Origin of the sequence: Sphingomonas sp. SORGH_AS_0879, assembly GCF_030819175.1 — a bacterium.
Lineage (GTDB): Bacteria > Pseudomonadota > Alphaproteobacteria > Sphingomonadales > Sphingomonadaceae > Sphingomonas.
Window position 1 is genome coordinate 2,503,174 of sequence record NZ_JAUTBJ010000002.1, and the last position, 25,341, is coordinate 2,528,514.

The window sequence follows — 25,341 nt, forward strand, 5'->3', positions numbered from 1 at the left end:
ATTATGGATAGACCCAAACACCCGTTCCGCATCGCCAATTTCCGCAGCTACTGGCTGTCGCGGTTCAGCGGGACCATCGCGGTATCGGCGATGTCGATCGTCATTGGATGGCAGGTTTACAATCTGGCCCGTGAGACGATGGACGTCAAACAGGCCGCCTTCATGCTGGGCATGATCGGCTTCGCGCAGTTCGTGCCGCTGTTTTTGTTGACTCCGATCACCGGACTGGTCGCCGACAGCGTCGATCGGCGCTGGATCGTGCGGGCGACGACCGCCCTGCTGGTGCTGACCGCCGCGACCCTGTGGTTGTTGACCTGGTCGGGGCATCTGACGCTCGGGGCCTTGTTCGCCGCCGCGGTGGCGTTCGGCATCGCACGGGCCTTTTCCGGCCCGGCCTATTCGGCGCTCGCCCCCAATCTGGTCCCGCGCGAAAGCCTGCCCACCGCCATCGCGGTCAGTTCGATCGCCTGGCAGGTCGGCACGATCGCGGGGCCCAGCGTCGGCGGGCTGCTCTACGCCATTCATCCCGAATTCGCCTACGGGGTCGCGACCGTCCTGTTCGGCATCGCGCTGCTCTGCATCTTCCTGATCGGCCCGGTGCCGCAACCGCCCGCCCAGACCGACCGTCGCCCACTGACCCGAATCGTCGAGGGGTTCGGCTATGTCCGCCGCAACCGGCTGGTGCAGGCGGCGATCACGCTCGATCTGTTCGCGGTGCTGCTGGCGGGGGCGACCTCGTTGCTGCCGGTCTATGCCCGCGACATATTGCATGTCGGGTCGCAGGGGCTGGGCGTGCTGGCGGCGGGCATGGGGATCGGCGCGGCGGCGACCGCCATCTGGTTCTCGTTCAAGCCGATGACCTCCAATGTCGGCGTGAAGATGCTGATTTCGGTCGTCGTGTTCGGCCTGGCCATCCTGACCTTCGGCATCGCCAGCCAGGTGACGAACCTGCTGGGCCTGTCCAGCGGCACGGTCGCGCTGGGCGGCGTCACCCTCTTCCTCCACCCCGCCTTCATCCTCAGCCTGATCGCGCTGATCGTCGCGGGCGGCGCGGACATGGTGTCGGTCTATGTCCGCCAGTCGCTGATCCAGCTTCACACCCCCGACGCCATGCGCGGGCGGGTGAGCGCGGTGTCGCAACTGACCATCTCGGCCTCCAACGAACTGGGCGAGTTCGAGAGCGGGGTGATGGCCTCGATCCTCGGCCCCGTGGGCGCGGTGGTGTTCGGCGGGGTCGGTGCGATCGGCGTCACCCTGCTCTGGTCGCGGCTGTTTCCGGAACTCCGGCGCGCGCGAACCTTTGACCCTCCCGAGATCCTTGCAACCGAACCAACCCACGGAGAAGCCAAGCCATGAAGGCCAACACCATCCTGGAAACGATCGGCAACACGCCACATATCAAGCTCCAGCGGCTGTTCCCCGGATCGGAGGTCTGGATCAAGTCCGAACGCTCCAATCCCGGCGGCTCGATCAAGGACCGAATCGCGCTGGCGATGGTCGAGGCGGCGGAGGCCAGCGGCCAGTTGAAGCCCGGCGGCACCATCGTCGAGCCGACCAGCGGCAATACCGGCGTCGGCCTTGCGATGGTCGCGGCGGTCAAGGGTTACAAGCTGATCCTGGTCATGCCCGAATCCATGTCGATCGAGCGCCGCCGCCTGATGCTGGCTTATGGCGCGACCTTCGACCTGACGCCACGTGAGAAGGGCATGAAGGGCGCGATCGAACGCGCGCTGGAGATCGTGCGCGAGACACCGGGCGCCTGGATGCCGCAGCAGTTCGAGAACCCGGCCAATATCGACGTTCACGTCCGCACGACGGCACAGGAAATCCTGAACGACTTCCGCGATTCGCCGATCGACGTCATCATCACCGGCGTCGGCACGGGCGGCCATATCACCGGCGTCGCCGAGACGTTGAAGAAGGAATGGCCCGGCCTCAAGGTCTATGCGGTCGAGCCCGCCGCCTCACCGGTCATCCAGGGCGGCCAGCCGGGCCCGCACCCGATCCAGGGGATCGGCGCGGGTTTCATCCCCGCCAATCTCCACACCCAGGCGATCGACGGGGTGATCGAGGTCGACGCCAATGTCGCCAAGGACATGGCGCGTCGTTCGGCGCGGGAAGAGGGGCTGCTGGTCGGCATTTCCTCGGGCGCGACGCTGGCTGCCATCCTTCAGAAGCTGCCCGACCTGCCCGAGGGGGTCCGCGTCCTGGGCTTCAATTACGACACGGGCGAGCGTTATCTGTCGGTGCCGGACTTCCTGCCCGAACAGTGATCGACAGTCCCACGCCGCGCGGCGGCCTCCGCGCGGCACTGTTCGCCCCTTTGATCGTGATCGCCGGTACGGCCAGCGTCGTACCGGCTTTGCTCGTGGCGAACGCCCCCGCCATCCCTCACGGCTCGCACGCGTCGCCCCAGCGGTCGGCGCGTCCGCAGCGCGTGGTGCCCCCCGCCGAACTACCCCCGGTCGAGCCGGTCGCCTTCATCGACATGAGCCCGGACGAGGCGCGGGCGTATAACGAAGGCGTCCCCTTCTCGTCCGATCCCAATCCGGCGGCGCGCCCCTTCGTCTTTCGCGGCACGGCGGAGGACAAGGCGCGTGCGCTCGACTGTCTGGCGGCGGGCGTGCTCTATGAAGCGGGCGACGATGCCAAGGGCGAGCAGGCGGTGGCGCAGGTCGTGCTCAACCGCCTCCGCCATCCGGCTTTCCCGAAGACGGTGTGCGGCGTGGTGTTCGAGGGGCAGGAGCGCTCGACCGGCTGCCAGTTCACCTTCACCTGCGATGGCGCGCTGACCAAATGGCAGCCGCCCGAAGCCGCCTGGGCCCGCGCCCGCGAAATCGCGGCCATGGCGCTGAACGGCAGGGTCTTCCGCCCCGTCGGCCATGCCACCCATTATCATACCGACTGGGTCGTGCCCTATTGGCAGGCCAGCCTCGATAAAGTCGCAGCGGTCGGCAGCCATTTGTTCTTCCGCTGGTCCGGCTGGTGGGGCACGCCCCCTGCCTTCAACCGGCACCAGGTGGCGGGCGAGCCGGTCCTCGCCCAACTCGCACCCTTCTCACCCCCGCATCGCGCCGGGGCCGAGGCGAGCGGAGAGGCGGGCGCGGCGCTGGCCGAGGGCGCCGTCGCCACGGGCACGGCGGCTCCGCTCGCGAGCGATCCGGACATGTTCCTTGTGACGCTACCCGGTAGCCTCGCGCCCGAGGGGTTCGCGGCGTTCGCTCTGAAGCTGTGCGGAGAGCGCAAGCATTGCACCGTCATGGCCTGGCGCGACGGCGTCGCGCCGCCATCCACCGTACCGCTGACATCGGGACAGATGGACGCGATGGCGTTCAGCTATCTCCGTGATACTGCAGCGGGGCTGGAGCGGACGCTTTGGAACTGCACGCTCTATCCGGCGCTGCGCGGTCCCAGGTGCATGAAGCGACAGGTAATGACGGTCATGCCCCCCGCCCCCGTGCCAAGCCCGACGCCGCAAGCCAGCGCGACACCGACAGCACCGGGCGAATTGGGCGGCGTCCGCCGCGCCAGCAGCGCGACTATCGATCCGCAAAAGCCCTGATCGTCGCTTCAATCCTGATGCGACTGGACCAAGGCCACGAATTCGGTCAACTCGGCGATGGCGGCATCGATATCACGCTTCTGCGCCTGTAGCGCGTCGATCTTGGCGGTGCAGCGGGCGACGGTCACCTCCCGCTGCTGACGCCGACCGTCGCCCAGATCGTAGAGGTCGATCATCTCGCGAATATCGGCCAGGCTGAACCCCACCCGCTTGCCACGCAGGATCCACGCCAACCGGGCGCGATCCCGTTGCGAATAGATGCGCTGCGTTCCCCGCCGCTCGGGAGAGATCAGCCCTTCGTCCTCATAGAAACGCAATGCGCGAGCGGTGACGCCGAACTCGGTGCAGAGCTGTGTAATGGAATAATCATCGCGGTCGCTCCGGGAGGGGGTCACGGCAGGAGCGGTGGGCTTGGACATGGCCGCGAAGGCTAAATGCCGTTTACGTGCACGTCAATCGACCTGCTCACGCGCCGCAGAGAGCGATCCCCTGGCCGTTGCGCAGGGTGCTCGCCTCGGCGGTCGAGGCGCTGATCCGCTCGACGATCAAAGCTGACAGGCTGGCGCGACCGGTACATAGCGTGTTGCACTCGGTCGGCAGGCGGGCGGGGAATTGGATGGTCTCGCCATCGAAATTCGCGGTGAAGCGGCAGCCCCCCAGCGCGACGTTCAAATCCGGCCCGCTCCGTTGCAATGTGCCGCGCGCCGTGCACCCCTGCCCCTCGCCATAGTCCAGGATCACGCCGATTCGCCGCATCCCGCCCGATTGGGGGACGATGCACATGCGGTCCGTGTCGCGCGACCAGATGCCGTCGAGCGGCGCGGCGGCGGGATCGGCGACCAGACCGGCGGCGATGCTCGCCCGCTCCAGCCGCTCACCGGCGGCATTCCCGTCCGCTTCGCCTTCCGAGGAACCGCAAGCCGCCGTCAGCCCGGCGAGCAACAGGATCGCCCAGTGCCAGGTCACGCGACCGGCGCCAACCCGTCACCCTCGATCCGCCGGTAGAAGCAACTGCGTCGCCCCGTGTGACAGGCCGGACCGGCAGGATCACAGATCAGCCAGATCGCATCCTGGTCGCAGTCAATGCGCATCTCCACGACGCGCAGGACATTGTTGGAGCTTTCCCCCTTCTTCCAAAGCCGCCCCCGGCTGCGCGACCAGAAATGCGCCTCGCCGGTATTCCGGGTGGCGTCGAGCGCTTCCTCATTCATATGCGCGACCATCAACAACTCGCCGCTCGCGCGGTCAGTGGCGATCGCGGTCAGCAATCCGTTCGCGTCGAATTTGGGATCGAGCGTCAGCCCGGTGTCTCGATAGTCGGCCATGGGGTGGCGTTAAAGCGGAATACCGGCGGAGTCATCCATTGCCAGCGTTGCCAGGTCCGCCACCTCACCCGTGGTCGCGAATCGCCTTGATCAGCGCGGACTTGTCCATCCTGGACCGCCCGGCGATCCCGATCTCGCGGGCTTCGTTCATCAACTCGTCCTTGGTGCGGTCCTCCAGATGGGTGGAGCGATGCTTCAAGCTGCCCTTCGCCTTGGCATTGGCGATACGCGCCGCTTTCTCCTTGGATTGCCCCTGCTTGCGGAGTTCCTCGTACAGCCCGTCATCCTTGATATGGGCTCCGTGATCGCGCGCCATATGGCATCTCCTGCTTTCTGGCCCGAAACGCTGCTTTCGGCAAAATGATCCCGGCAACCATGACAAACAGGCGACAAACGCAGATCACGTTCCTATATGCGCCCCGTCTGCCCCTTAGTTGCGAACGTTGCGAGCGCCTCTCCCCATGCTGACCACCAACCCCTTCGACGACGACAAACTCCGCGAGGAATGCGGCATCTTCGGCGTGTCCGGCGCCGACGGCGCGGCGGCACTGACCGCCCTCGGCCTGCACGCGCTCCAGCATCGCGGCCAGGAAGCGGCGGGGATCACCAGCTTCGACGGGACGCTGTTCCATACGCACCGCGCCATGGGCCATGTCGCGGGCAATTTCGACCGTGACGACGTGATTCGCGGCCTGCCGGGCGATGTCGCCTGCGGCCATGTCCGCTATTCGACCACCGGCGAAACCGCGCTGCGCAACGTCCAGCCGCTTTATGCCGATCTGTCGACCGGCGGCTTCGCCATCGCGCATAACGGCAATATCTCCAACGCGATGAAGCTGCGTCGCGAACTCGTCCGTCGCGGTTCGATCTTCCAGTCGACCAGCGATACCGAGACGATCATCCATCTGGTCGCCACTTCCAACTACCGCACCCTGCTCGACCGGTTCATCGACGCGCTGAAGCAGGTCGAGGGCGCCTACTCCCTCATCGTGATGACGCCCGAGGGCATGATCGCCTGCCGCGATCCGCTGGGCATCCGGCCGCTGGTCATGGGCCGCCTCGACGGTTCGGTGATCTTCGCCTCGGAGACGGTAGCGCTCGACGTGTGCGGCGCGACCTTCGAGCGCGCGGTAGAGCCGGGCGAACTGGTCATCGTGCAGGGCAACGAGATCCGCTCGATCCACCCGTTCCAGTCGGTCGCCCCCCGCCCCTGCATCTTCGAATGGGTCTATTTCAGCCGCCCCGATTCGATCGCGGGCGACCAGTCGGTCTATTCGGTCCGCAAGGAAATCGGTGCGCAGCTTGCGCATGAAGCGCCGGTCGATGCCGATCTGGTCATCCCGGTTCCCGATTCGGGCGTCCCCGCCGCGATCGGCTATGCCCAGGCGTCGGGCATTCCGTTCGAACTGGGCATCATCCGCTCGCACTATGTCGGTCGCACCTTCATCCAGCCGGGTGACAAGGTCCGGCATCTGGGCGTCAAGCTGAAGCACAATGCCAATCGCGCGCTGATCCAGGGCAAGAAGGTCGTCCTGATCGACGATTCGATCGTGCGCGGCACCACCAGCCTCAAGATCGTGCAGATGATGCGCGAAGCCGGCGCGGCGGAGGTGCATATGCGCATCGCCAGCCCGCCGACCCGGCATAGCTGCTTCTACGGCGTCGACACGCCCGAGCGCGCCAAGCTGCTCGCCGCCAAGCTGGACCTGGGCGGCATGACCGACTTCATCCATGCCGACAGCCTGTCCTTCGTGTCGATCGAGGGGCTGTACAAGGCGCTGAACGCGGCGCGCGGCGATACGCCCAGCTATTGCGACGCCTGCTTCACCGGCGACTATCCGACGACGCTGACCGACCATGACGAAACCGCGCCGGTCGATCAGTTCCAGTTGCTGGCGGAGCGGGTCGCCTGATGGCGGGGGCGCTGTCTGGCAAGCTGGCCCTCGTCACCGGGGCCAGCCGGGGGATCGGTGCCGCGACCGCCATCGCGCTGGGGGCGGCGGGGGCGCATGTCGTCCTGACCGCCCGCACCCCCAAGGGGCTGGAAGAGGTCGAGGAGACCATCTTCAACGCGGGCGGATCGGCGACGATCGCCCCGCTCGACCTGGCGGAAAACGACTCGATCGCCCGCCTCGCCGCCGCGATCGGCGAACGCTGGCAGGCGCTGGACGTGATGGTCCTGAACGCCGCGATGCTGGGTTCGCTGGCCGCCGTGCCCGCCATAGACCCTAAGGAATTCGCCCGCGTCCTGACCCTGAACGTCAGTGCGCAGGCCGCGCTGATCTCCGCCTTCGACCCGATGCTCCGGCGCTCGGATGCGGCGCGGGTGATCGGCGTCACGTCCTCGGTCGGGCGCAAGCCGCGCGCCTATTGGGGGGCGTACGGCGCGTCCAAGGCGGCGTTCGAGACGTTGCTGGGTGCCTATGGCGACGAAACCGCCGAGATCAGCCGAATCCGCACCGCGATCCTCGATCCCGGTGCGACGCGGACGGAGATGCGGGCCAAGGCCTATCCGGGTGAAGACCCTGCGTCGGTGAAAGCACCGGAGGTGGTGGCGGCGCGGATCGTGGAACTGGCGATCGGCGGTTTCGAGTCCGGGCATTTCGAGCGGGTGGGGTTGTAAGCTTGCGGCCACGGCTGGGCGTGGCCTTCGACTTCGCTCGGGCTGAACGGATGTTTGGAAGGGCGGCTATTCCCACCAGCCGTTCGGGTTGAACATAGTCGAAGGCCAAGGGAAAACCTCACCGCAACGTCGCGATGATCCCCGCCATCTCGAACACCGTTCCCTGCGCATCCAGCGACAGCCCGCGCGCCGCCCCGGCCAGATCCTGCGCCGCCGCATAGGCATCGAGCGCGGCCTTCAGCCCCGGCCCCGATCGCCCACGCGCCCGGTTCGCGATGAAGGCGGGCACTCGATCGAGAAACGCCTCGTACCGCGCCTGAGACGCTTTGCCTGCCAGCGCCTTGGCCAGCTTGACCCGCTCGGCATTGCCGGGGTCGCCAGTTTCAGCGATCCGCGCGATGGCGCTGTCCAGCCCGGCGATATTCAGTCCGGCGAAGCGCAAGGCCCGGCCCGGCGCACCGTCCGCCACCGCGACCAGCGCGGCGATCTCGTCCTCGTCCGCCTCGGGCAACTCCATCCGCAGCACGCGCGCAACGTCCGCGTCCGCCAGCCGCTCGAAACGCAGCAACCGACACCGCGACCGGATCGTCGGCAGCAATCGTCCCGGCGCATGGCTGACCAGCAGGAACACCGTTCCCGCCGGCGGCTCCTCCAGATTCTTCAGAAGCGCGTTCGCCCCGCCCCGCTCCAGATCGTCGATCGCGTCGATCAGCACGACCCGCGCCGGACCCATGGCGGGCGCGGTGGCGAACATCGGTTGCAGCGTGCGGACCTGCGCGATGGTGATCGAGCGCGCCAGATCCTGATCGGGCTTTTCCGCATCCTTGGGCAACCGCGCCATGACGCGAAAATCGGGATGTGACCCCGCCGCCATCAGTCGTGCGGTCGGATGCTCCTCGGGCACCGCCAGCCCGGGCGGCAAGGCCCCCGCCCCGCTCGCCCGCGCCAGCAGCCGCGTCGCCGCCGCCCGCGCGAAGCTCGCCTTGCCCACACCCTCCGGCCCGGCGATCAGCCAGGCATGGTGCAGCTTGGCGCCGCCCAGCGCGGCGGCAAAGGCGGCCTGCGCCGCATCATTGCCGACCGGCAGGGTCATGTTCGGCTCAACCGAAGAGCGAGGTCAGTCCGGCCCAGGCGCGGCCGAAAAAGCCCGCCTCGCCCACATCCTTGTCGGCGACCAGCGGCAGGCGCTGCGCGGGCATGTCGGGCGAACTGACGACCAGATCGGCGATATGCTGACCCGCCTTGATCGGCGCCTTGATTGGCCCCTGATAGACGACCTTGGCACTGATCGCCGGATCGAGTCCGGCGGGCAACGTCACGGTCAACTGGCGCGGCGCGACCAGCCCGACGCTGCCCGACGATCCCATCTGCACCTCGGCGTCGGCGACCTTCCTGCCCTGCGCCACCACGGGCTTGGCCTGCCACGCGCGGAAGCCCCAGTTCATGAACTTGACCGACTCGTCGGCGCGCGCGTTCGAGCTGTTCAGTCCGGCCATCACCATCACCAGACGGCGACCATTCTGCTCGGCCGAACCGGTGAAGCCATAGCCCGCTTCCTCGGTATGGCCGGTCTTCAGGCCGTCGGCTCCCGCGACGCGGCCCAACAGCGGATCACGGTTCGCCTGGGTGATGGCGTTGCCGCCCATCGTCTTGCCCCAGGTGAAATCCCGGCGCGAATAGAATTGCTTGTAGAGTTGCGGGAAGTCCTGGATCGTGTGGTCGGCCAGATCGGCCAGATCACGCGCGGTGACATAGGTCACGCCGCCGTCCGGCCAGCCATTGGCGGTGCCGAAATGGCTGTTGTTCAGGCCGATCTGCCTGGCGGTGCGGTTCATCCGCTCGACGAAATTCTGCTCGGTGCCCGCGATATGCTCGGCCAGCACGACGCAGGCGTCGTTGCCCGACAGGGTGACGATACCGTAGAGCAGGTTGGCGACGCTGACCTGCTCGTTCGGCGACAGGAACATGGTCGACCCCGCCTGCGGGCCGTGCCACTTGGCCCAGGTTTCCGGCTGCACCGTGACCATGTCGTTCAGCTTCAACTGGCCCTTCTTGACCAGATCAAAGGCGACATAGACCGTCATCATCTTCGCCATCGACGCCGGGGGCATGCGACGGTCGGCGTCGCGCTGAAACAGGACCGCGCCCGAGGACAGGTCCTTCATGAAGGCGACCGGCGCGGTCGTCTGAAACTCCGGCGCGGCGGCGACCGAGGGATTGGCGAGCGCGACCAGGGCGAGCGGAGCGGCAAAAGATGCGTACAGGGTCTTCATGGGTGTTCCGTGACCAAAGGGAGCCGAGAGGTCAATCCTGATGGATCAGGATGCGGGCGTCGTCATAACCGGCTTGCGCCGCCGCGTCACGCAACGCTTTGGCGGAATCGGCCGTCATCCCTGTCTGTTCGACGCGCCAGAGACGTCCGACATGGCTGACCCTCGCGGCAAAGCGATGCGCCATGGCGTCCGCCCGCTGGCGGCTGGAAAAACTGCCGAGTTGAACGCGGTAGCGGCTATGGCCGTCGAGCAGGATGGGCCGGGCGACGGCGGGTGCGGCGTTGGCGCCCGCCAGCACCAGCCCCGGACCATCGTCGCCCGACACCAGTGCACGCAGGCGGATGGTGGCGACCGCCCGACGGCTGGTGCCCAACAGGCGCGCCGCGCCCAGCGACAGGTCCGCCAGGCGATCGCGCCGCCCCGGCCCCCGGTCCCCGACCCGCGCGACGATCGTTCGCCCGGTATCGACATCGGTCACCTCGACCATCGAATTGAGCGGCAGGCTGCGATGCGCGATCATCACCTCGTCCGGGTCCAAGCGCCGCCCGGTCGCGGTCCGTCGACCGGCCAGTTCCTGTCCATACCAACTCGCGCGCCCCGTCGCCTGATAGGGGCCATAGCGCGGGGCCGCCCCATCCTCGGCATGCGCCATGGCGGAGGTCATGGCGACCAGCGCCATGCCGATCAGCGCGATCGCGTCAGCCCGCGATCGCATCGGCCAGCAATCCCACCGAGAGCGCGTAGAAATTGGAGCAGTTATAATCCAGGATGACCCGGTAATTGCCGGTCAGCAGATAAGCGGTCTGCCCCGGCCCGTCGGGCTCCATCAGCGTCGCCAGCACCTGATCGCCCGGCCAGGCCACGCCCTGCGGAACGATGCCCAGCGCGCGCCATTCGGCCATGGTCCGCCATCCGCTGTGCCGCTCGAACACGCGCGGGCAGCGCGGGCTGACCAACCGGTTGCGGACCATCGATTGGTCGAACCCGGCGGGCACCGTCACCGCGAAGCCCCAGGGCTGTCCGGCGCGCCATCCGGCGTTGACGAAGTAATTGCCGATCGAGGCCAGCGTATCGGCCTCACTGTTCCAGATATCGGCGCGTCCGTCGCCATCGCCGTCGCGAGCCAGCCGCAGATAGATGGAGGGCAGGAATTGCGGATTGCCCGTCGCTCCGGCCCAACTGCCCTTGAGCTGATCACGGGTCACGCCCCGGTCCATCATCTTCAGGGCGGCAATGAACTCACCCTCGAACAGCGGACGGCGACGCCCTTCATAGGCCAGGCTGGCCAATGATCGGATCAGGTCGAAATTGCCGGTATAAGAGCCGTAATTGGTCTCATGCCCCCAAATGGCGACCATGATCGATTCGGGGACCCCCGTCTCGCGTTCGATCCGCGACAGGCGCGGGCGCTGCGCCAGATATTTGGTCCGCCCCCGACCGATCCGGGCGGCATCGACATGCGCCGCCTTATAAGGCGCGAAGGGGCTGAACCCGCTATTGGCGGGGCCGCCCGGCTGCCGCCGGTCCAACTCGATCACCCGCGAATTGAGCGTCAGGGTCGGCAGAACCGAATCCAGCGTCGCGCGGCTGACGCCCTGGTTCAGCGCCGTACCGCGAAACTGTTGAAGATAGCTTTGAAATCCGGCCTCATCCTGCGCCTGCGCCTGCGCCTGCGCCTGCGCCGCACCGCCGCTCAGCGACAGCAGCGCCAGACCCGAGAAAAAGCCGAGGCGCTTCACACGCCGGATCATCGTCCCCCACATGCCCTCTGTTTGCCATAGCGCGGGCTCCGCCGGAACCTCGCGTCACCGCAACGACGGCACGCTCAACCGCGCCCGACATGGGCAGCACGTGCGAAAATGATCGCGCAATCCATAGTGGATTTGCCCGCTCGCTTGGGGTAAACGCACCTCCCGCGCCGATCCCGGAAGAGTGGCCGAGCGGTTTAAGGCACCGGTCTTGAAAACCGGCGATGGTGCAAGCCATCCGTGGGTTCGAATCCCACCTCTTCCGCCATCCATGCCAAGCCGCGACGCGGTGAACGTCGCGGCCGATCAGACCGCCCTCGACGCCTTACGGTCCGACATCCGCCGCGCCGGTCTGGACGCGCAACGCCTTGCCCGCCTTGAAGCCCAGTGCCGAGCCGATGCGATCGTCCCAGCCATAGGGGTCGTTGCGGACGATCGGCTCACCGTCGTCGTCGAACAGCACGGTCTGGTAGAGCAGCCGGACCGGAATCTGGCGCGGCAGTTTGACGAAGCTCTCCTTGCCCGTCTGCCGCGCCTGGTGCCACTGATCGAGCACGTCCTCGTCCCTGGCGAGCATCTCCGCGAATCCCAGTGCGTCGTCGACGCGAACGCAGCCATGGCTGCGCTGGCGCTGAACCATGCCGAACATCACCTTGGCGGGGGTGTCGTGCAGATAGATGGCGTGGTCGTTCTGCATGTCGAACTTGACCAGGCCCAGCGAGTTCTTGGGGCCGGGCTGCTGGACGATCCAGCCGTCCTTCCAGACCATGTTGTTCGCCTTGAGATACCCCGCGCCCTTCTTGGCGATCTCCTTCTCCTGGATGGAACGGGGCACCGTCCAGGTCGGGTTGGCGACGAGGCGGAAGATGGGCGAGCTAAGCTGCGGCGTCTCGGTGTCGGGTTCGCCGACCACCACCTTGCGGCTGTCGACGATCTTGCCGTCGCGCCAATAGGTCAGCCGCGCCGCCGCGATGTTGACGTCGATCCGGGTCGCGGGCGGCGTGCGTTCCAGCCAGCGGAGCCGCTCCATCGCGATCGCCACCGCGCGCGCGCGGTCGGCGTCCGACATGTTGAGGATCGCCAGCGCCTCGTCACCGATGACGCCGTCGGGCTTCATGCCGTAATCCGCCTGCATCTGCCGAACGGCGGCAACCATCTGGGGGGTGTAGGTGGCGCCCGGCGCGATATTGCGGGGCAGATAGTCCAGAATGACCAGTTCGCGCGCGATGGCGGGAAGTCGGGGATCCGTGGCACCGGGCTTGATCGCCTCGCCGCTGTCGACGATCGGGGTCGCGCTATCCTGTGGCTGGGGCTGGGCGCACCAGCTTGAGATAGGCGGCGGAGAGCTTCTTGTAATTGGCGTCCTGCGGTGCAAGGCCGTTCAGCCAACCGGTCAGGTCCCCGGCCTTGAGCGCCGCCGCCAGACCCGCCTTCAGGTCGGGCGACGGGCGGGGGACCGTATAGACGTCATAGAGCTTGGTCGGATCGGTCGCTCCGCGCGCCAGCGCCGCCGCATAGCGCAGCGCCTGGGTGGTCAGGGCGGCGTCATGGCTGACATCGGCATCGAAGGGCATATGGTCGAGCCCGTGCGCGGCGCGCGCATCGATCGCCTCGCGCAGCTGCGATCTGGTCTTGTCGCTCCATTGGGCGGGTCCGGCCTGCTCCTTGGCGGGGGCGGTCACATTCCGATCCGCGGTGCCCTGCCCGCTACATCCTGCCAGCATCATGGCCAGCACCAACGACGTCCCCATCCGCTTCTGCACAGGTCACTCCCTTATCCGGAAAGCAGCAACGCACCGAAACGGCGTCGGCTCCCGATCAACCGAAGCGGCCCCAATCGGGCGAGCGGTGGGCATGGTGCGACGAGAGGGCGGAACGGGATCAAGTGTCGTCAACCATCCTGTTGTAATAAGGGGCTTCCCTCCTCGACCGGAAAACGCATTTGTCTCAATCCCCTTATTCCCGCCGCGACCTGATTGGCGGTGGCGCGGCCGCGCTGGTGATGGCGGCGCTGTCGGAACGCGTGTCGGCACGCACGCCCGAACGCCGTCTCGCCTTCGTCAACGCCAACACTCGCGAGCGATGCGACGTGTGCTTCTTCGCCGATGGCCGCTACCGCGCCGATGGCCTCGCCGAGTTGAACCATGCGATGCGCGACTGGCGCACCGGCGCGACGCGGACGATGGACCCGAAGCTGCTCGACCTGCTGGTCCGCCTGCGTGATCGTCTGGACATCGCGCCGACCAAGCCGTTGCGGCTGGTGTCGGCCTATCGCAGCCCGAAGACCAACGGCGCGATGCACGCCCGCTCGCACGGGGTCGCCAGCAAGAGCCAGCATATGCTGGGCAAGGCGACCGACATCGCCATTCCGGGCGTACCACTGAACCGGCTGCGCGACGCGGCACTGTCGCTGCGTGCCGGGGGTGTCGGCTATTATCCGCATGACGGCTTCGTCCATGTCGATACGGGTCCGGTTCGCCACTGGAGCTGAGCCCCGCATCCGGTCCGTTTCCCGGGCGGAACGGACCGCCCCTCCCTCTGTTGTCTCCTGCAAATCAAGGAGATGCCATGAACGCGAGCGCACGCCTGACCAACCTGACGCGGATCGGCTTCGCCACGCGGGGGCTGCTCTACATCGTCATCGCCGTGCTGATCCTGCGCACGGGACGCGCGGAGGACCCTAGCGGCGCGTTGGAGTATCTGGGCAAGGGCGGCGGCCAGTTCCTGCTGGGCGTCATGGCGGCGGGGCTGGTCGCCTATGGCATCTGGCGGCTGGCGGACGCGGCGCTCGACATCGAGCGGCATGGATCGGATCGCAAGGGGATCGCCGAACGCGCAGGGGCCGGGGTCAGCGGGATCGTCCATCTGTTCCTGGCCTGGCAGGCCGTTCAGCTGATGCGCGGAGCCGCGCTTTCGGGTGACGGGACTCGGCAAGGGACCGAAACCGCCCTGGAGCTTCCCGGCGGCTGGGCGCTGGTGCTGGTCGGCGCGGCGGTGCTGGCCCTGCTTGGGGTCATTCAGTTGGTGAAGGCGGCGAAGGGCTCCTTCCTCCGCTATCTGGAGCCGGACATGGCCCGCCGGGCCTGGGTGATGTGGAGCGGTCGCGCGGGTTATGCGGCGCGGGGCCTCGTCTTCCTCATCAGCGGCTTCCTGCTGGTGAAGGCGGGCCTGGAGGAACAGGCGCGCGAAGCCGGGGGCATGGCGCATGTCCTGTCCTGGCTGACCAACCCCTTCGACCTGATCGTCGGGGCCGGACTGCTGGGCTTCGGCCTGTTCAGCCTGGTCGAGGCGCGGTACCGGGTGCTGCACGATGTGCCGGTCGACGCCATGGTCCGCCGCGCGACCAGCTTTCGTTGAGCGTCGCCGCATCGGGCCCCTTGGGAGCGGGCCTAGCTTCGGCTATCAGGCGGCATGGATTTCGATCAGTTGCTCGTCCGCTTCTTCGGCACCGAAGAGATTGCCGACCTCACGCCCGAACAGCTTACCGCCGGTATCGAGCGGTTGCGGCTGCAATTCGGGCTGGAGCGCGATAGCGGGCGTCGCTTCGCCCTGTGGTGCCTCGCCTATATGCTGGGCGCCGCGCCCGATCTGGAAGACGCGTTCGAGGACGAGGCCGACCGCGAGGCCGCACGCGACTTCATGGATGAGATCGACCGTGAGATGGAGGAAGGGGACGACTGACGGGTCGCCCCCCTTCCCCGGCTCAGGCCCGCCTTACCAGTTCAGGCCGGCCCGCGCATAGACGTAGCGCCCGCTGAACCCGAAGGGCGAGAAATAGGGAAAGCCCAGCACGCCGGTCGAGTTGTTCGCGATCGGCGTCGCACGCGGATAGACGTCGAACAGGTTGCTGACGCCCAGCCCGATCTGCGCGCCCTTCCGCGCGGTATAGCGCAGTTCCAGGTCGGTGATCGCGCGATTGCCGGTCAGCACGTCGGCGGCGGGCGTCGTGCCCGGCTGGTTGACGTTGCCATAATAGGTCACGCGGGCCAGCGCGCCCAGCTGGTCCAGCGACCAGTCGATCGTGCCGGTGACCTTCTCGCCCGGCGTTCCTTCCTCCAGCGTCAGGATGCGGCTGCGCGCGAACAGCGTCGGCGCGGGGTTCAGCGTCGCGGTCGAGGTGGGCACGCGCGTCACCTCGATCGTGTTGACGTTACCCGCCAGCGTGAAGTCGAAGCTCCCTACGCTTTCGGTGCGGAGGCGATAATGCGCGACCACGTCGATGCCCTTGGTGGTGCTGGCCAGACCATTGATGAAGAAGCGCGCCGCCGTCGCGCCGGTGTTGGTCTGGGCCAGCAGGCGCGCGATCTCGGCATTGACCGCCGCCGACTGGCTGTTCGACGTCGTGATATTCTCCGACAGGCCGATCTGGTTGCGGATATGGATACGATAGGCATCGATCGTCAGGTCGAAGCCCCCCGCCCGGATCACCGTGCCCACCGACAGGTTGGTCGACTTTTCCGGCTCCAGCGGCAGGCCGCCCAGCGCCGTGCCGACCACGCTGACCGAAGGGAAAGTGCCGGTCAGGATCGGCACGCCATTGGTCACGACCGAGGCGATCTGGGTGAAATATTGCTGTTGCAGCGACGGCGCGCGGAAGCCGGTCGAGGCGGTGCCGCGTAGCGCGAACCAGTCGGCCACGTCATAGCGCGCCGAGACCTTGCCCGTCGCGGTCGATCCGAAGTCCGAATAATCCTCGCCTCGCCCAGCCAGGCCGATCAGCAGCTTGTCGGTGACCTGCGCCTCGACATCCAGATAGATGCTGCCGCTGTGACGGTCGCGCTTGGTGGCGTTGGCCGGGCTGAACCCGCCAAAGCCCTGCGCGCCCGGCGATGCGCCCGCCACCGCGCCGGTTGTCGGATAACCGTAGGAGGCCTGCTCGCCCGGCGAGATCTTGTACCCCTCGCGCCGTCCTTCGACGCCGAAGGCGACGTTGAGCGACTGGAACACGTCGAACTTGCGCGTGACGTCCAGTCCGGCGACATATTGGTCATAGGCGACCTGGCCGTCATAGAAATTTGTCGGAGTCGCCGCGCCATAGGCATAATTGGCCGAATTGAGCGTGCGGAAGTCCACTGTGTTGCGGCCATAGCTGAACGACAGATCGACATTATAGCCGCCGAAATCACCCCGCAGCCCGACCGCGGAATTGATATCCTTGGTCTTGGTGTTGATGATCGGCAGGAAGCCGTCGGGATAGCCCGCCAGCGTGGTCGAGGCATTGGCGTTGCGCGGGAAGGCCGCGCCGCGCGTGTCGCGGTCCTGATAGCCGCCAAAGGCATAGAGGCTGAGATTGTCGGTCAGCGAGGTGCCCGCATTGACGAAGCCGGTGAACTGCTCGACCTCGGGATCGCCATAGCGGCCGGTGACGCGGTTGGGGGTGACGCGGCGATCGATATCGGCGCGGTTGGTCGGCTGGCGCTTGGTATATTCGCCCGAGACGGTGATGAAGCCGTCGCTACCGAAACCGATGCCCTGCCAGGCCGATGCGGTGACGACCGGCTCGCCATTGACGTGACGGCTGTTGGCGGCGGTATCCACCTGGGTGTTGTAGAAGCCATAGGTCACCGACGCGCCGCCGCCCGAGCGGGCTTCGCGCAGACGCAGGTTGACGACACCCGCGATCGCGTCCGACCCATATTGCGCCGAAGCGCCGTCGCGCAGCACCTCGATCCGGTCGAGCGCGACGGTGGGCACGGTGTTGAGATCGACCGCCGCCGAACCGCGCCCGACCGTGCCGTTGGTGTTGAGATTGGCCGAGCTGTGGCCGCGAATGCCGTTGATCAGGACCAGCGTCTGGTCGGGTGACAAGCCACGCAGCGTCGCGGGGCGGATCGCGTCGGTCGCGTCGTTCGCCGAAGGGCGCGGGAAGTCGATCGAGGGAGCGACCGCCGCCAGCGCGGAGGCGAGTTCGGTGGTCCCCTGTCGCTGAAGGCTGGCACCGCTCAGCACGTCGACCGGCGACACGCTGTCCAGCCGGGTGCGGCCTTCCGTGCGCGTGCCGGTGACGATGATGTCGTTGCCCTCGTCACCCGTCGTCGCGGCCCCGGCAGTCGGCGCGGTCTGATCCTCCGCCTGGCCCTGCTGCGTGGGCGAAGAGGTGGCGGTCTGCGCATAGGCGGTCTGCGCGACCAGCGAGAGGAGCGAAACCCCGAGAAGGGCGATGGTGCGGCCCTGTATCATTCCCTGAAATCCTTGTTCTGACCCGCTTATTGCCGAGCAGCGGGCTTGTCCGGCCTTAACGCGCGATCGGTCGCCTTCGGACCAACAATTTCTATCTGCCCGATAGGGATTTGGTTTTAACCGTTTAGGAACAAGGTCTTGGGCATAGCGTCTCGGCAAGAGGGCATGAAAAAGGGGCCGTACCATGTCGGCACGCCCCCCTCTTCCGTCACGCAGGTAGGATGGATCAGATGTCCATGCGACCGGCGTTCATCACCTTGTCCCACGCCTTCACGAAATCGCGCACGAACGGTCCGTTCGAGTCGGAGCAGGCATAGGCCTCGGCCAGTGCGCGCAGTTCCGAATGCGATCCGAAGATCAGGTCGACGCGGGTCGCCGACTTGGTGTGCTCCTTGGTCCGACGGTCGCGTCCCGCGAAGCGATTGTCGTTGTCGGTCGGCTCCCACTCGGTGTTCATGTCGAGCAGGTTGACGAAGAAGTCGTTCGACAAGGTGCCCACCCGATCAGTGAAGACGCCATCCGCCACGCCGACCGCATTGGCGCCCAGCACGCGCAAGCCACCGACCAGCACCGTCATCTCGGGCCCGCTGAGTCCCAGAAGCTGGGCACGATCGACCAGCGCTTCCTCCGGCACCATGAATTGCGGCCCCTGGCGATAGTTGCGGAAGCCGTCCGCCAACGGCTCCAGCACCGCGAAGGACTCGACATCCGTCTGCTCCTCACGCGCGTCCATCCGGCCCGGCGTGAAGGGCACGGTCACCTCGACCCCGCCATCCTTCGCCGCCTTCTCGACCGCCGCGCAACCGCCCAGCACGATCAGGTCGGCCATCGACACCTTCTTGCCGCCGGTCGCCGAGGCGTTGAACTCACCCTGGATCGCTTCCAGTTTCGCCAGCACCTCCGCCAGCTGAGCCGGGTTGTTGACCTCCCAGTCCTTCTGGGGAGCAAGCCGCACGCGGCCACCGTTCGAGCCACCGCGCTTGTCCGACCGGCGATAGGTCGAGGCCGAAGCCCAGGCCGCACCGACCAGCGCGGGAACCGACAGGCCCGAATCCAGGATCTTCGCCTTCAGCGACGCGATATCGGCCTCATCGACCACCGGATGATCCAGCGGGTCGACGCGGTCCTGCCAAAGCAACGGCTCCTGCGGCACGAGCGGCCCGAGATAGCCCTCGACCGGACCCATGTCGCGGTGCGTCAGCTTGAACCAGGCGCGCGCGAAGGTCTCGGCGAAATAGTCCGGGTCCTTGTAGAAGCGCTCGGAAATCTTGCGATATTCCGGGTCCTTGATCATCGCGAGGTCGGAGGTCAGCATGCGCGGATGCTGCTTCTTCGACGGGTCGTGCGGATGCGGTACGTCGGCGGGGGCGGACTTGGCCTCCCACTGCCAGGCGCCCGCCGGGCTCTTCACCAGCTCGAACTGGTCCTCATATTCGAACAGGTTGCGGAAATAGTTGTTCGACCAGCGCGTCGGCGTCTGGCTCCACGTCACTTCCAGGCCCGAGGTGATGGCGTCGCCGCCCGAACCGCTGGCATGTTTGGACCGCCAGCCCAGGCCCTGATCCTCGATCACCGCGCCTTCCGGCTCGGGACCGATGAAGGACGGATCGCCCGCGCCATGCGTCTTGCCGAAGGTGTGACCACCGGCGTTGAGCGCGACCGTCTCCTCATCGTTCATCGCCATCCGCGCGAAGGTCATGCGGATGTCGTGCGCCGAGGCCACCGGATCGGGATTGCTGTTCGGCCCCTCCGGATTGACATAGATGAGGCCCATCTGGACCGCACCCAGCGCCGGGTGAAGCTGACGCTCGCCCGAATAGCGCTCGTCGCCCAGCCAGCTTCCCTCGGGGCCCCAATAGAGTTCTTCCGGCTCCCAGGTGTCGGCGCGGCCGCCCGCGAAACCGAAGGTCTTGAGGCCCATGGATTCCAGCGCGACATTGCCGGTCAGGACGTAAAGGTCCGCCCAACTGATCCTTGCGCCATATTTCTGCTTGATCGGCCACAACAGCCGCCGCGCCTTGTCGAGATTGGCGTTATCCGGCCAGCTATTGAGCGGGGCGAAACGCTGCTGCCCGCCGCCGGCCCCACCGCGCCCGTCGGTGGTGCGATAGGTGCCGGCCGAGTGCCACGCCATGCGGATGAACAGGCCGCCATAATGGCCGAAGTCCGCTGGCCACCAATCCTGGCTGTCGGTCATCAGCGCGTGCAGATCGGCGATCAGCGCGTCGAGGTCGAGCTTCGCGAATTCCTCGGCATAGTTGAAATTCTCGCCCAGCGGGTTGGAGCGCGGGTTATGCTGGTTCAGCCCCTCCAGACGGAGCCGTTCCGGCCACCAGTCCTTGTTGCCATGGCCGCCGCGACCACCGCGCTTACCGGCCCCGCCGCCGCCACCGCCGCCATGTGCGACCGGGCATTCCCCGGCGTTCGGGCCTTGCCGTTCTTCGATCTCGGAAGCCATTCGTTCCACTCCTTGAATTCGGTCCAGGCAGCGACATTCGCCGTCAGCCGCCCGGTACCCGCGCATAAGGCCGGATAAGGCCCGACCTGTAAAGCCGACTATCTTCGTCAGACTTATCGAGCCGACCGAACAGACGAGCCGTGCCCACCAGGCGTTCCCGATTTTGCGACGATCGCGCCGCCCAAGGCGTTGAAGGGCTTTGGAGAATGGATATGACCGAACCAAGCTCGACCGGGATCGGCATTCGCCGCGCAGCCGAAATGGCCGCCGTCTTCATGATCGGCGACGGGATGCTGGGCCTCTTGCAGCCGACGCGGCATGTCGACCTCTGGCGCTCTGACGTCGGGGCGGTGGACGCGCTGGTCCGCCCCTTTTCCGGTCACCCCTTGCGCCGACGCGCCTATGGGCTGTTGCAACTGACGGCAGGGCTGACGCTGGCGGCGGCCTTGCGGCGATAGGGCCTGACGTGCCACACCCCTTCGCATAGTAAAACAAGGGGTTCCCAATGCGCGTCGGAGTTTGTCTGGTGGCCGTCCTTCTGGCCACCACCGCCCATGCCCAGACGCCGGGCACGGGCTATCACCGCGCGCCGGATGCGATCGCGAAGGCGCTGGAAACGCCCCCTACCCCCGCCGTCGCGGTCAGCCCCGATCACCGCACGCTGGCGATATTGGGGCGCGAGAGCCTGCCCTCCATCGCCAATCTGTCCAAGCCCATCCTGCGCCTCGCCGGCTATCGCATCGATCCCGCGACCAACGGCCTGGCCGAGGTCCGCGTCCAATGGCTGAACGCGCTGAGCTTCAAGGACGTGGGCACCGGGCGAACGGTGGAGGTCAAGTTGCCCGCAGGCACCCGCTTCGCCGCGCCGGACTGGTCGCCGGACGGAAGTCGTCTGGCTTTCTACGCGCAAGCGCCCGATGGTCTGTCGCTCTGGATCGCCGAACGCGACGGTCGCGCCCGCGCCATCGCCACGGGGCTCAACGGCACGTTCGGCACGCCCTTTGTCTGGACGCCGGACAGCCGGTCGCTGATCGCCTATACCGTGGTCGCGAACCGGGGCGCGCCGCCGGTCGCCGGTACCACGCCGACCGGCCCGATCGTGCAGGAGAGCAGCGGTCGCCGCTCCGCCGCGCGGACCTACGAGGATCTGCTGGGCAATGCGCATGACGAGGCGCTGTTCGACTATTACTTCACCGGCCAGCTCGTCCGGATCGATCTGGACGGCACCGCCCGCCCGATCGGCACGCCCGGCCTGATCACCGACTTCAGCGTGTCGCCCGATGGCCGCTATCTGCTGACCGAGCGGCTCAAGCGACCCTATTCCTATCTGCTGCCCGCGCGCTTCTTCCCGACCGAGATCGCGGTATCCACCATCGACGGACAGGCGGTGAAGACGCTGGTCGACCGGCCGCTCGCCGATGACCTGCCGGTCGATTTCGACGCGACGGTCAAGGGTCCGCGCGAGGCCGAATGGCGCGCCGACGCGCCTGCGACCCTAGTTTGGGCGGAGGCGCTGGACGGTGGCAATCCCCGCGTCAAGATCGCCTATCACGACCGGCTGATGATGCAGGCCGCGCCCTTCACCGCCGAGCCGGTCGAACTGGCGCGGACGCCCGCCCGCTATGCCGCGACCTGGTGGGGCGATGACGGCTTCGCCCTGGTGGTCGACCGCGAATGGCGCTCACGCACCGAGCATCGGCTGGCGATCGCGCCGGGCCGACCGGGCGAGGCGCGCCTCGTGCTGACCCGCAATTATCAGGACCGATATGGCGATCCGGGCCGCCCGATGCTGGAGGAGAATGGGGCGGGCAAGCGGGTGATGCGCTTCACCCCGAAGCATGACGGCGTCTATGTCACCGGCGAAGGCGCGACCAAAGCGGGCGCCTTCCCCTTCCTTGCCACCCTGCCCTTGATCGGCGGCGAACAGACGCGGCTGTGGAGCGCCAAACCGCCCTATTACGAAAACGTGGTCGCGCTGCTCGACGACAAAGCGGGCCGCATCCTGACCCGCCGGGAAAGCGCCAAGCTGCCCCCCAATTACATGATCCGCAGCATCAAGGGCGGCGGCGCCAAGCCGGTCACGAATTTCGCCGATCCCGCCCCGGTGTTCGCAGGCGTGACGCAGCGGACCATCACCTATAACCGCGCCGATGGCCTGCCGTTGTCGGGATCGCTTTATCTGCCTGCGGGCTATGATGCGAAGCGGGACGGGCCGCTGCCGACGCTGCTCTGGGCCTATCCGGCGGAATATACCGACGCGAAGGTCGCGGGCCAGACGGTGGATCAGGGCAACCGCTTCGTCCGTCCGCGCGGGATCAGCCATTTGTTCCTGCTGACCCAGGGCTATGCCGTGCTCGACGACCCGGCGATGCCGATCATCGGCGAAGGCGGGGCGGAGGCGAACGACACCTATGTCAAACAGCTTCAGGAGGATGCGCAGGCCGCCGTCGACGCGGTGGTCAAGCTGGGCGTCGCCGACCGGAGCCGCATCGCGGTGGGCGGTCATAGTTACGGCGCGTTCACGACCGCCAATCTGCTGGCGCATACCGACCTGTTCCGGGCGGGGATCGCGCGGTCGGGGGCCTATAACCGCACCCTTACCCCCTTCGGCTTCCAGGCGGAGCAGCGCACCTATTGGCAGGCGACCGACACCTATACGAAGATGAGCCCCTTCACCTATGCCGACCGGATCAAGGCGCCCATTCTGCTGATCCATGGCGGGGCCGACGACAATAGCGGCACCTTCCCCATCCAGTCGGAGCGCATGTATGCCGCGTTGAAGGGCAATGGCGCGACGGTGCGCTATGTCGTCCTGCCCAACGAACCGCACGGCTATCGCGCGCTGGAATCGACCGAAGAGACGTTGTGGCAGATGACCGACTGGCTCGACCGGTATGTCAAGCCAAAGCAGGTCGCTCCGTCCCCGTGATCGCCTGATCCCGTGAAGGGCCGCCTATAATTTGCTGACGGCCAACCCGATCCCGACCGCCACCGCGCCGACCGCCAGGGCAAGCGCGACGATCATCACCAGTCCGTCGCGCACCATCAACGCCAGGCCGAAGGTCGCAATCGCCGCCATCGGCGCGGTGGTAGCGAGCGGCAGCAGCTCCAGCGGCGGCACGGTCAGCGCCAGGATGATGCAGGCGACCGCCGCGATGCGCGGGAACGGCCCATGGGTCAGCGCCGGAAGCCGACCGTGAAACCAGCGGTCGGCCCAGGCGACGGGCTTGTGCGCCTTCTTCACCGCCTTGCGCACCTTGTCGCTGGCGACGGAGCGCCGCTTCAGGAACTCGGGCAACCACAAATGCCGCCGCCCGAACGCCAGTTGCACCGCGACCAGGATGATGACGACCGCCAATAGGGACGGCAAACCGGGGATCGAACCGACCGGCGAGATGTCGATCAGTGCGGGCAGCAACAGGAACGGCCCGAACGATCGGTTCCCGAACGCTTCTATGACATCGCCGAGCGAGACGCGGTCATGATCGTCCGCCAGATCGTCCAGCGTGGACAGGATATCACTGATGCTACTTGGCCCATCCATCATGACGGGCAAACGGCATGACAGTCGCGCGGTTCCTCCGACCGATCGCAAATGAACTATCGCCGCATCCGCCCGTTGCAGTTCCATCGGAGATTCATGGGGTTGGCACTTCGCCATGCTCGACATCACCGACAGGAGAACAAGCGTATGGCGCAATGGACGCTATCGGACCTGTCCAAGAAGATGGCGAAGCTCGACTTCGCGATGCTCGGCACCCACTCCGCGACCGGCGGGATCACGGCCCGCCCCATGAGCAACAATGGCGATGTCGACTTTGACGGCGACAGCTATTTCTTCGCCTATGAACAGTCGCGCAAGATCGCCGAGATCCGGGCACATCCCGAAGTGATGCTCAGCTATACCGGCGCGGTCGGGATGCTGGGCGGCCCGCCGCTGTTCATCGCGATCGAGGGGCGCGCCGCGCTGATCCAGGACCGGGCGCGGTTCGAGGAGCATTGGACCAAGGACCTGGACCGCTACTTTCCCGACGGGATCGATACGCCGGGCGTGATGATGATCCAGGTCCATGCCGAGCGCATCCGCTATTGGGATGGCGGCGAAGAGGGCGAAGTCGCCGCCTGACCTCCATTTTTCCGAACAGGGGACATGACATGAGCGACCTCGATACCTCCCGCCGCAGCGTGCTCGGCGGTGCCGCCCTCGGGCTTGCCGCAGCCGCCAGCCCAGGCACCGCGATCGCGCAAGCCGGTGGCGCGGCCCAAGGGACCGCCCCCAGCCTTCGCGATCCCCGCAACGCCTATAGCCGCACGCCTTTCCCCGAACAGCGCCAGCCCTGGCCCGCCCTGGTCAGCAAGATGACGCCCCGGCCCGACCATGGCGAAACCAGCTATCGCGGATCGGGCAAGCTGACCGGTCGCAAGGCGCTGCTGACCGGCGGCGACAGCGGCATCGGCCGCGCCGCCGCCATCGCCTTCGCCCGCGAAGGCGCGGACGTCGCGATCAACTACCACCCCAGCGAAGAGCCCGACGCGCGCGAGGTCGCAGACCTGATCCGTCAGGCGGGGCGCAAGGCGGTGCTGCTGCCCGCCGACATCCGGACGCAGAAGGCGTGTGAAGACACGGTGCGCAAGGCGATCTCGCAGCTCGGCGGGCTCGACCTGCTGGTCAACAATGCCGCCTATCAACAGTCCAAGGCGGATATCCTGGAGATCAGCGACGAGCAGTTCGTCCGCACCTACGAAACCAACGTGTTCCATGTGTTCCGCTTTTCCAAGGCGGCGATCCCGTCGATGCCGCCGGGGTCGGTCATCATCAACACCATCTCGCAGAATTCCTATGATCCGGGCGAGGATCTGATCGACTATGCCTCGACCAAGGCGGCGATCCAGAACCTGACGCGCGGCATGGCCAAGCAACTCGCGAAGAAGGGCATAAGGGTGAACGCCGTCTCCCCCGGCCCGATCTGGACCCCGCTTCAGGTCGCGGGCGGGCAGCTTCCCGGCAAGATGCACGAATTCGGGCAGGACACCCCGCTAGGCCGTGCCGGACAGCCCGCCGAACTGGCCGCATTGTTCGTCACGCTGGCATCGGGCGAAACCACCTATTCGACCGGCACCGCCGTCGGCGCGCATGGCGGCGCGGGGTTCCCATAAGGGTCGACCGCTACG

General features: G+C 66.9%; 23 protein-coding genes, 1 tRNA gene and 1 pseudogene. 13 read left to right on the forward strand and 12 right to left on the reverse strand.

Features of this window, described 5'->3' with window-relative positions; all coding sequences use genetic code 11:
• Positions 1-3: 3 nt before the first annotated feature.
• Genes QE379_RS12450 through QE379_RS12460 form a run of 3 tightly spaced genes read left to right on the forward strand, consistent with a single transcriptional unit; the run spans position 4 to position 3,562 of the window.
• Complete coding sequence (locus tag QE379_RS12450) at positions 4-1,356, forward strand: MFS transporter (RefSeq protein WP_307000913.1); 1,353 nt, start codon at positions 4-6, stop codon at positions 1,354-1,356.
• Positions 1,353-2,273: a cysteine synthase A gene (gene cysK / locus QE379_RS12455; protein WP_307000914.1), complete on the forward strand. Its 921-nt coding sequence runs from the start codon at positions 1,353-1,355 to the stop codon at positions 2,271-2,273. Before QE379_RS12450 ends, cysK begins: the two co-directional genes overlap by 4 nt.
• Positions 2,270-3,562, forward strand: coding sequence for a cell wall hydrolase (locus QE379_RS12460; protein ID WP_307000915.1), 1,293 nt, complete (start codon positions 2,270-2,272; stop codon positions 3,560-3,562). The genes cysK and QE379_RS12460 overlap by 4 nt, the downstream gene beginning before the upstream one ends.
• Before the next feature lie 8 nt (positions 3,563-3,570).
• Here the strand turns inward: QE379_RS12460 and QE379_RS12465 are convergent, their stop codons facing one another.
• The 4 genes from QE379_RS12465 to QE379_RS12480 form a co-directional block, all read right to left on the reverse strand.
• Positions 3,571-3,981 carry a MerR family DNA-binding transcriptional regulator gene (locus QE379_RS12465; protein WP_307000916.1) on the reverse strand — a complete coding sequence of 137 codons (411 nt, stop codon included), beginning with the start codon at positions 3,979-3,981 and terminating at the stop codon, positions 3,571-3,573.
• Positions 3,982-4,027: 46 nt separating this feature from the next.
• The gene (locus QE379_RS12470; RefSeq protein WP_307000918.1) at positions 4,028-4,528 is read right to left on the reverse strand and encodes a hypothetical protein; all 501 of its coding nucleotides are present in this window, start codon (positions 4,526-4,528) and stop codon (positions 4,028-4,030) included.
• Positions 4,525-4,887: a phosphoribosyl-AMP cyclohydrolase gene (gene hisI, locus QE379_RS12475; protein ID WP_307000919.1), complete on the reverse strand. Its 363-nt coding sequence runs from the start codon at positions 4,885-4,887 to the stop codon at positions 4,525-4,527. The genes QE379_RS12470 and hisI overlap by 4 nt, the downstream gene beginning before the upstream one ends.
• A gap of 64 nt (positions 4,888-4,951) precedes the next feature.
• Positions 4,952-5,203 (reverse strand): Rho termination factor, encoded by a 252-nt coding sequence (locus QE379_RS12480; RefSeq protein ID WP_307000920.1) that lies wholly within the window; start codon positions 5,201-5,203, stop codon positions 4,952-4,954.
• A gap of 145 nt (positions 5,204-5,348) precedes the next feature.
• Here QE379_RS12480 and purF point away from each other — a divergent pair, with 145 nt between their 5' ends.
• Complete coding sequence (gene purF / locus QE379_RS12485; RefSeq protein ID WP_307000921.1) at positions 5,349-6,800, forward strand: amidophosphoribosyltransferase; 1,452 nt, start codon at positions 5,349-5,351, stop codon at positions 6,798-6,800.
• Entirely contained in the window at positions 6,800-7,510 is a 711-nt protein-coding gene (locus tag QE379_RS12490) for an SDR family NAD(P)-dependent oxidoreductase (protein WP_307000922.1), read from the forward strand. The genes purF and QE379_RS12490 overlap by 1 nt, the downstream gene beginning before the upstream one ends.
• A 118-nt stretch (positions 7,511-7,628) precedes the next feature.
• Here QE379_RS12490 and QE379_RS12495 read toward each other — a convergent pair whose 3' ends face one another.
• The 4 genes from QE379_RS12495 to QE379_RS12510 are packed head-to-tail and all read right to left on the reverse strand — an operon-like array spanning position 7,629 to position 11,534.
• Positions 7,629-8,603 carry an AAA family ATPase gene (locus QE379_RS12495; protein WP_307000923.1) on the reverse strand — a complete coding sequence of 325 codons (975 nt, stop codon included), beginning with the start codon at positions 8,601-8,603 and terminating at the stop codon, positions 7,629-7,631.
• Positions 8,604-8,610: 7 nt separating this feature from the next.
• Complete coding sequence (locus QE379_RS12500; RefSeq protein ID WP_307000924.1) at positions 8,611-9,783, reverse strand: D-alanyl-D-alanine carboxypeptidase family protein; 1,173 nt, start codon at positions 9,781-9,783, stop codon at positions 8,611-8,613.
• A 31-nt stretch (positions 9,784-9,814) separates the two neighbouring features.
• A complete protein-coding gene (locus QE379_RS12505) occupies positions 9,815-10,498 on the reverse strand; it encodes a septal ring lytic transglycosylase RlpA family protein (RefSeq protein WP_307000925.1) in 684 nt (227 codons plus the stop codon).
• Positions 10,482-11,534 (reverse strand): lytic transglycosylase domain-containing protein, encoded by a 1,053-nt coding sequence (locus QE379_RS12510; protein ID WP_307000926.1) that lies wholly within the window; start codon positions 11,532-11,534, stop codon positions 10,482-10,484. The genes QE379_RS12505 and QE379_RS12510 overlap by 17 nt, the downstream gene beginning before the upstream one ends.
• 175 nt (positions 11,535-11,709) lie before the next feature.
• Between QE379_RS12510 and QE379_RS12515 the strand changes: the two genes are divergently transcribed.
• Positions 11,710-11,799, forward strand: a tRNA-Ser gene (locus QE379_RS12515).
• Positions 11,800-11,856: 57 nt separating this feature from the next.
• On the opposite strand, the pseudogene QE379_RS12520 reads toward QE379_RS12515, so the two are convergent.
• A pseudogene (locus tag QE379_RS12520) lies at positions 11,857-13,258 on the reverse strand (L,D-transpeptidase family protein).
• A 275-nt stretch (positions 13,259-13,533) separates the two neighbouring features.
• Here QE379_RS12520 and QE379_RS12530 point away from each other — a divergent pair.
• The 3 genes from QE379_RS12530 to QE379_RS12540 all read left to right on the forward strand — a co-directional run bounded on the left by QE379_RS12530 (position 13,534) and on the right by QE379_RS12540 (position 15,212).
• Positions 13,534-14,022, forward strand: coding sequence for a DUF882 domain-containing protein (locus tag QE379_RS12530; RefSeq protein WP_307003205.1), 489 nt, complete (start codon positions 13,534-13,536; stop codon positions 14,020-14,022).
• Positions 14,023-14,099: 77 nt separating this feature from the next.
• Entirely contained in the window at positions 14,100-14,888 is a 789-nt protein-coding gene (locus QE379_RS12535) for a DUF1206 domain-containing protein (protein ID WP_307000930.1), read from the forward strand.
• Between the two features lie 54 nt (positions 14,889-14,942).
• Positions 14,943-15,212: a hypothetical protein gene (locus tag QE379_RS12540; RefSeq protein WP_267433221.1), complete on the forward strand. Its 270-nt coding sequence runs from the start codon at positions 14,943-14,945 to the stop codon at positions 15,210-15,212.
• Positions 15,213-15,245: 33 nt separating this feature from the next.
• On the opposite strand, the gene QE379_RS12545 is transcribed toward QE379_RS12540, so the two are convergent.
• Complete coding sequence (locus QE379_RS12545) at positions 15,246-17,711, reverse strand: TonB-dependent siderophore receptor (protein WP_307000931.1); 2,466 nt, start codon at positions 17,709-17,711, stop codon at positions 15,246-15,248.
• Between the two features lie 226 nt (positions 17,712-17,937).
• Entirely contained in the window at positions 17,938-20,169 is a 2,232-nt protein-coding gene (katG, locus tag QE379_RS12550) for a catalase/peroxidase HPI (protein ID WP_307000932.1), read from the reverse strand.
• A 212-nt stretch (positions 20,170-20,381) separates the two neighbouring features.
• Between katG and QE379_RS12555 the strand changes: the two genes are divergently transcribed.
• Both QE379_RS12555 and QE379_RS12560 read left to right on the forward strand, forming a co-directional pair.
• Positions 20,382-20,627 carry a hypothetical protein gene (locus QE379_RS12555; protein ID WP_307000933.1) on the forward strand — a complete coding sequence of 82 codons (246 nt, stop codon included), beginning with the start codon at positions 20,382-20,384 and terminating at the stop codon, positions 20,625-20,627.
• Between the two features lie 68 nt (positions 20,628-20,695).
• Positions 20,696-23,098, forward strand: a complete 2,403-nt coding sequence (locus QE379_RS12560; protein ID WP_307000934.1) for a prolyl oligopeptidase family serine peptidase — start codon at positions 20,696-20,698, stop codon at positions 23,096-23,098.
• Positions 23,099-23,122: 24 nt separating this feature from the next.
• Here QE379_RS12560 and QE379_RS12565 read toward each other — a convergent pair whose 3' ends face one another.
• Entirely contained in the window at positions 23,123-23,716 is a 594-nt protein-coding gene (locus tag QE379_RS12565; protein ID WP_307000935.1) for an exopolysaccharide biosynthesis protein, read from the reverse strand.
• A 144-nt stretch (positions 23,717-23,860) separates the two neighbouring features.
• Between QE379_RS12565 and QE379_RS12570 the strand changes: the two genes are divergently transcribed.
• Both QE379_RS12570 and QE379_RS12575 read left to right on the forward strand, forming a co-directional pair.
• On the forward strand, positions 23,861-24,295 hold the full coding sequence (locus QE379_RS12570; RefSeq protein ID WP_307000936.1) for a pyridoxamine 5'-phosphate oxidase family protein: 435 nt from the start codon (positions 23,861-23,863) through the stop codon (positions 24,293-24,295).
• A gap of 29 nt (positions 24,296-24,324) precedes the next feature.
• On the forward strand, positions 24,325-25,326 hold the full coding sequence (locus QE379_RS12575) for an SDR family oxidoreductase (protein WP_307000937.1): 1,002 nt from the start codon (positions 24,325-24,327) through the stop codon (positions 25,324-25,326).
• Positions 25,327-25,341 lie beyond the last annotated feature (15 nt).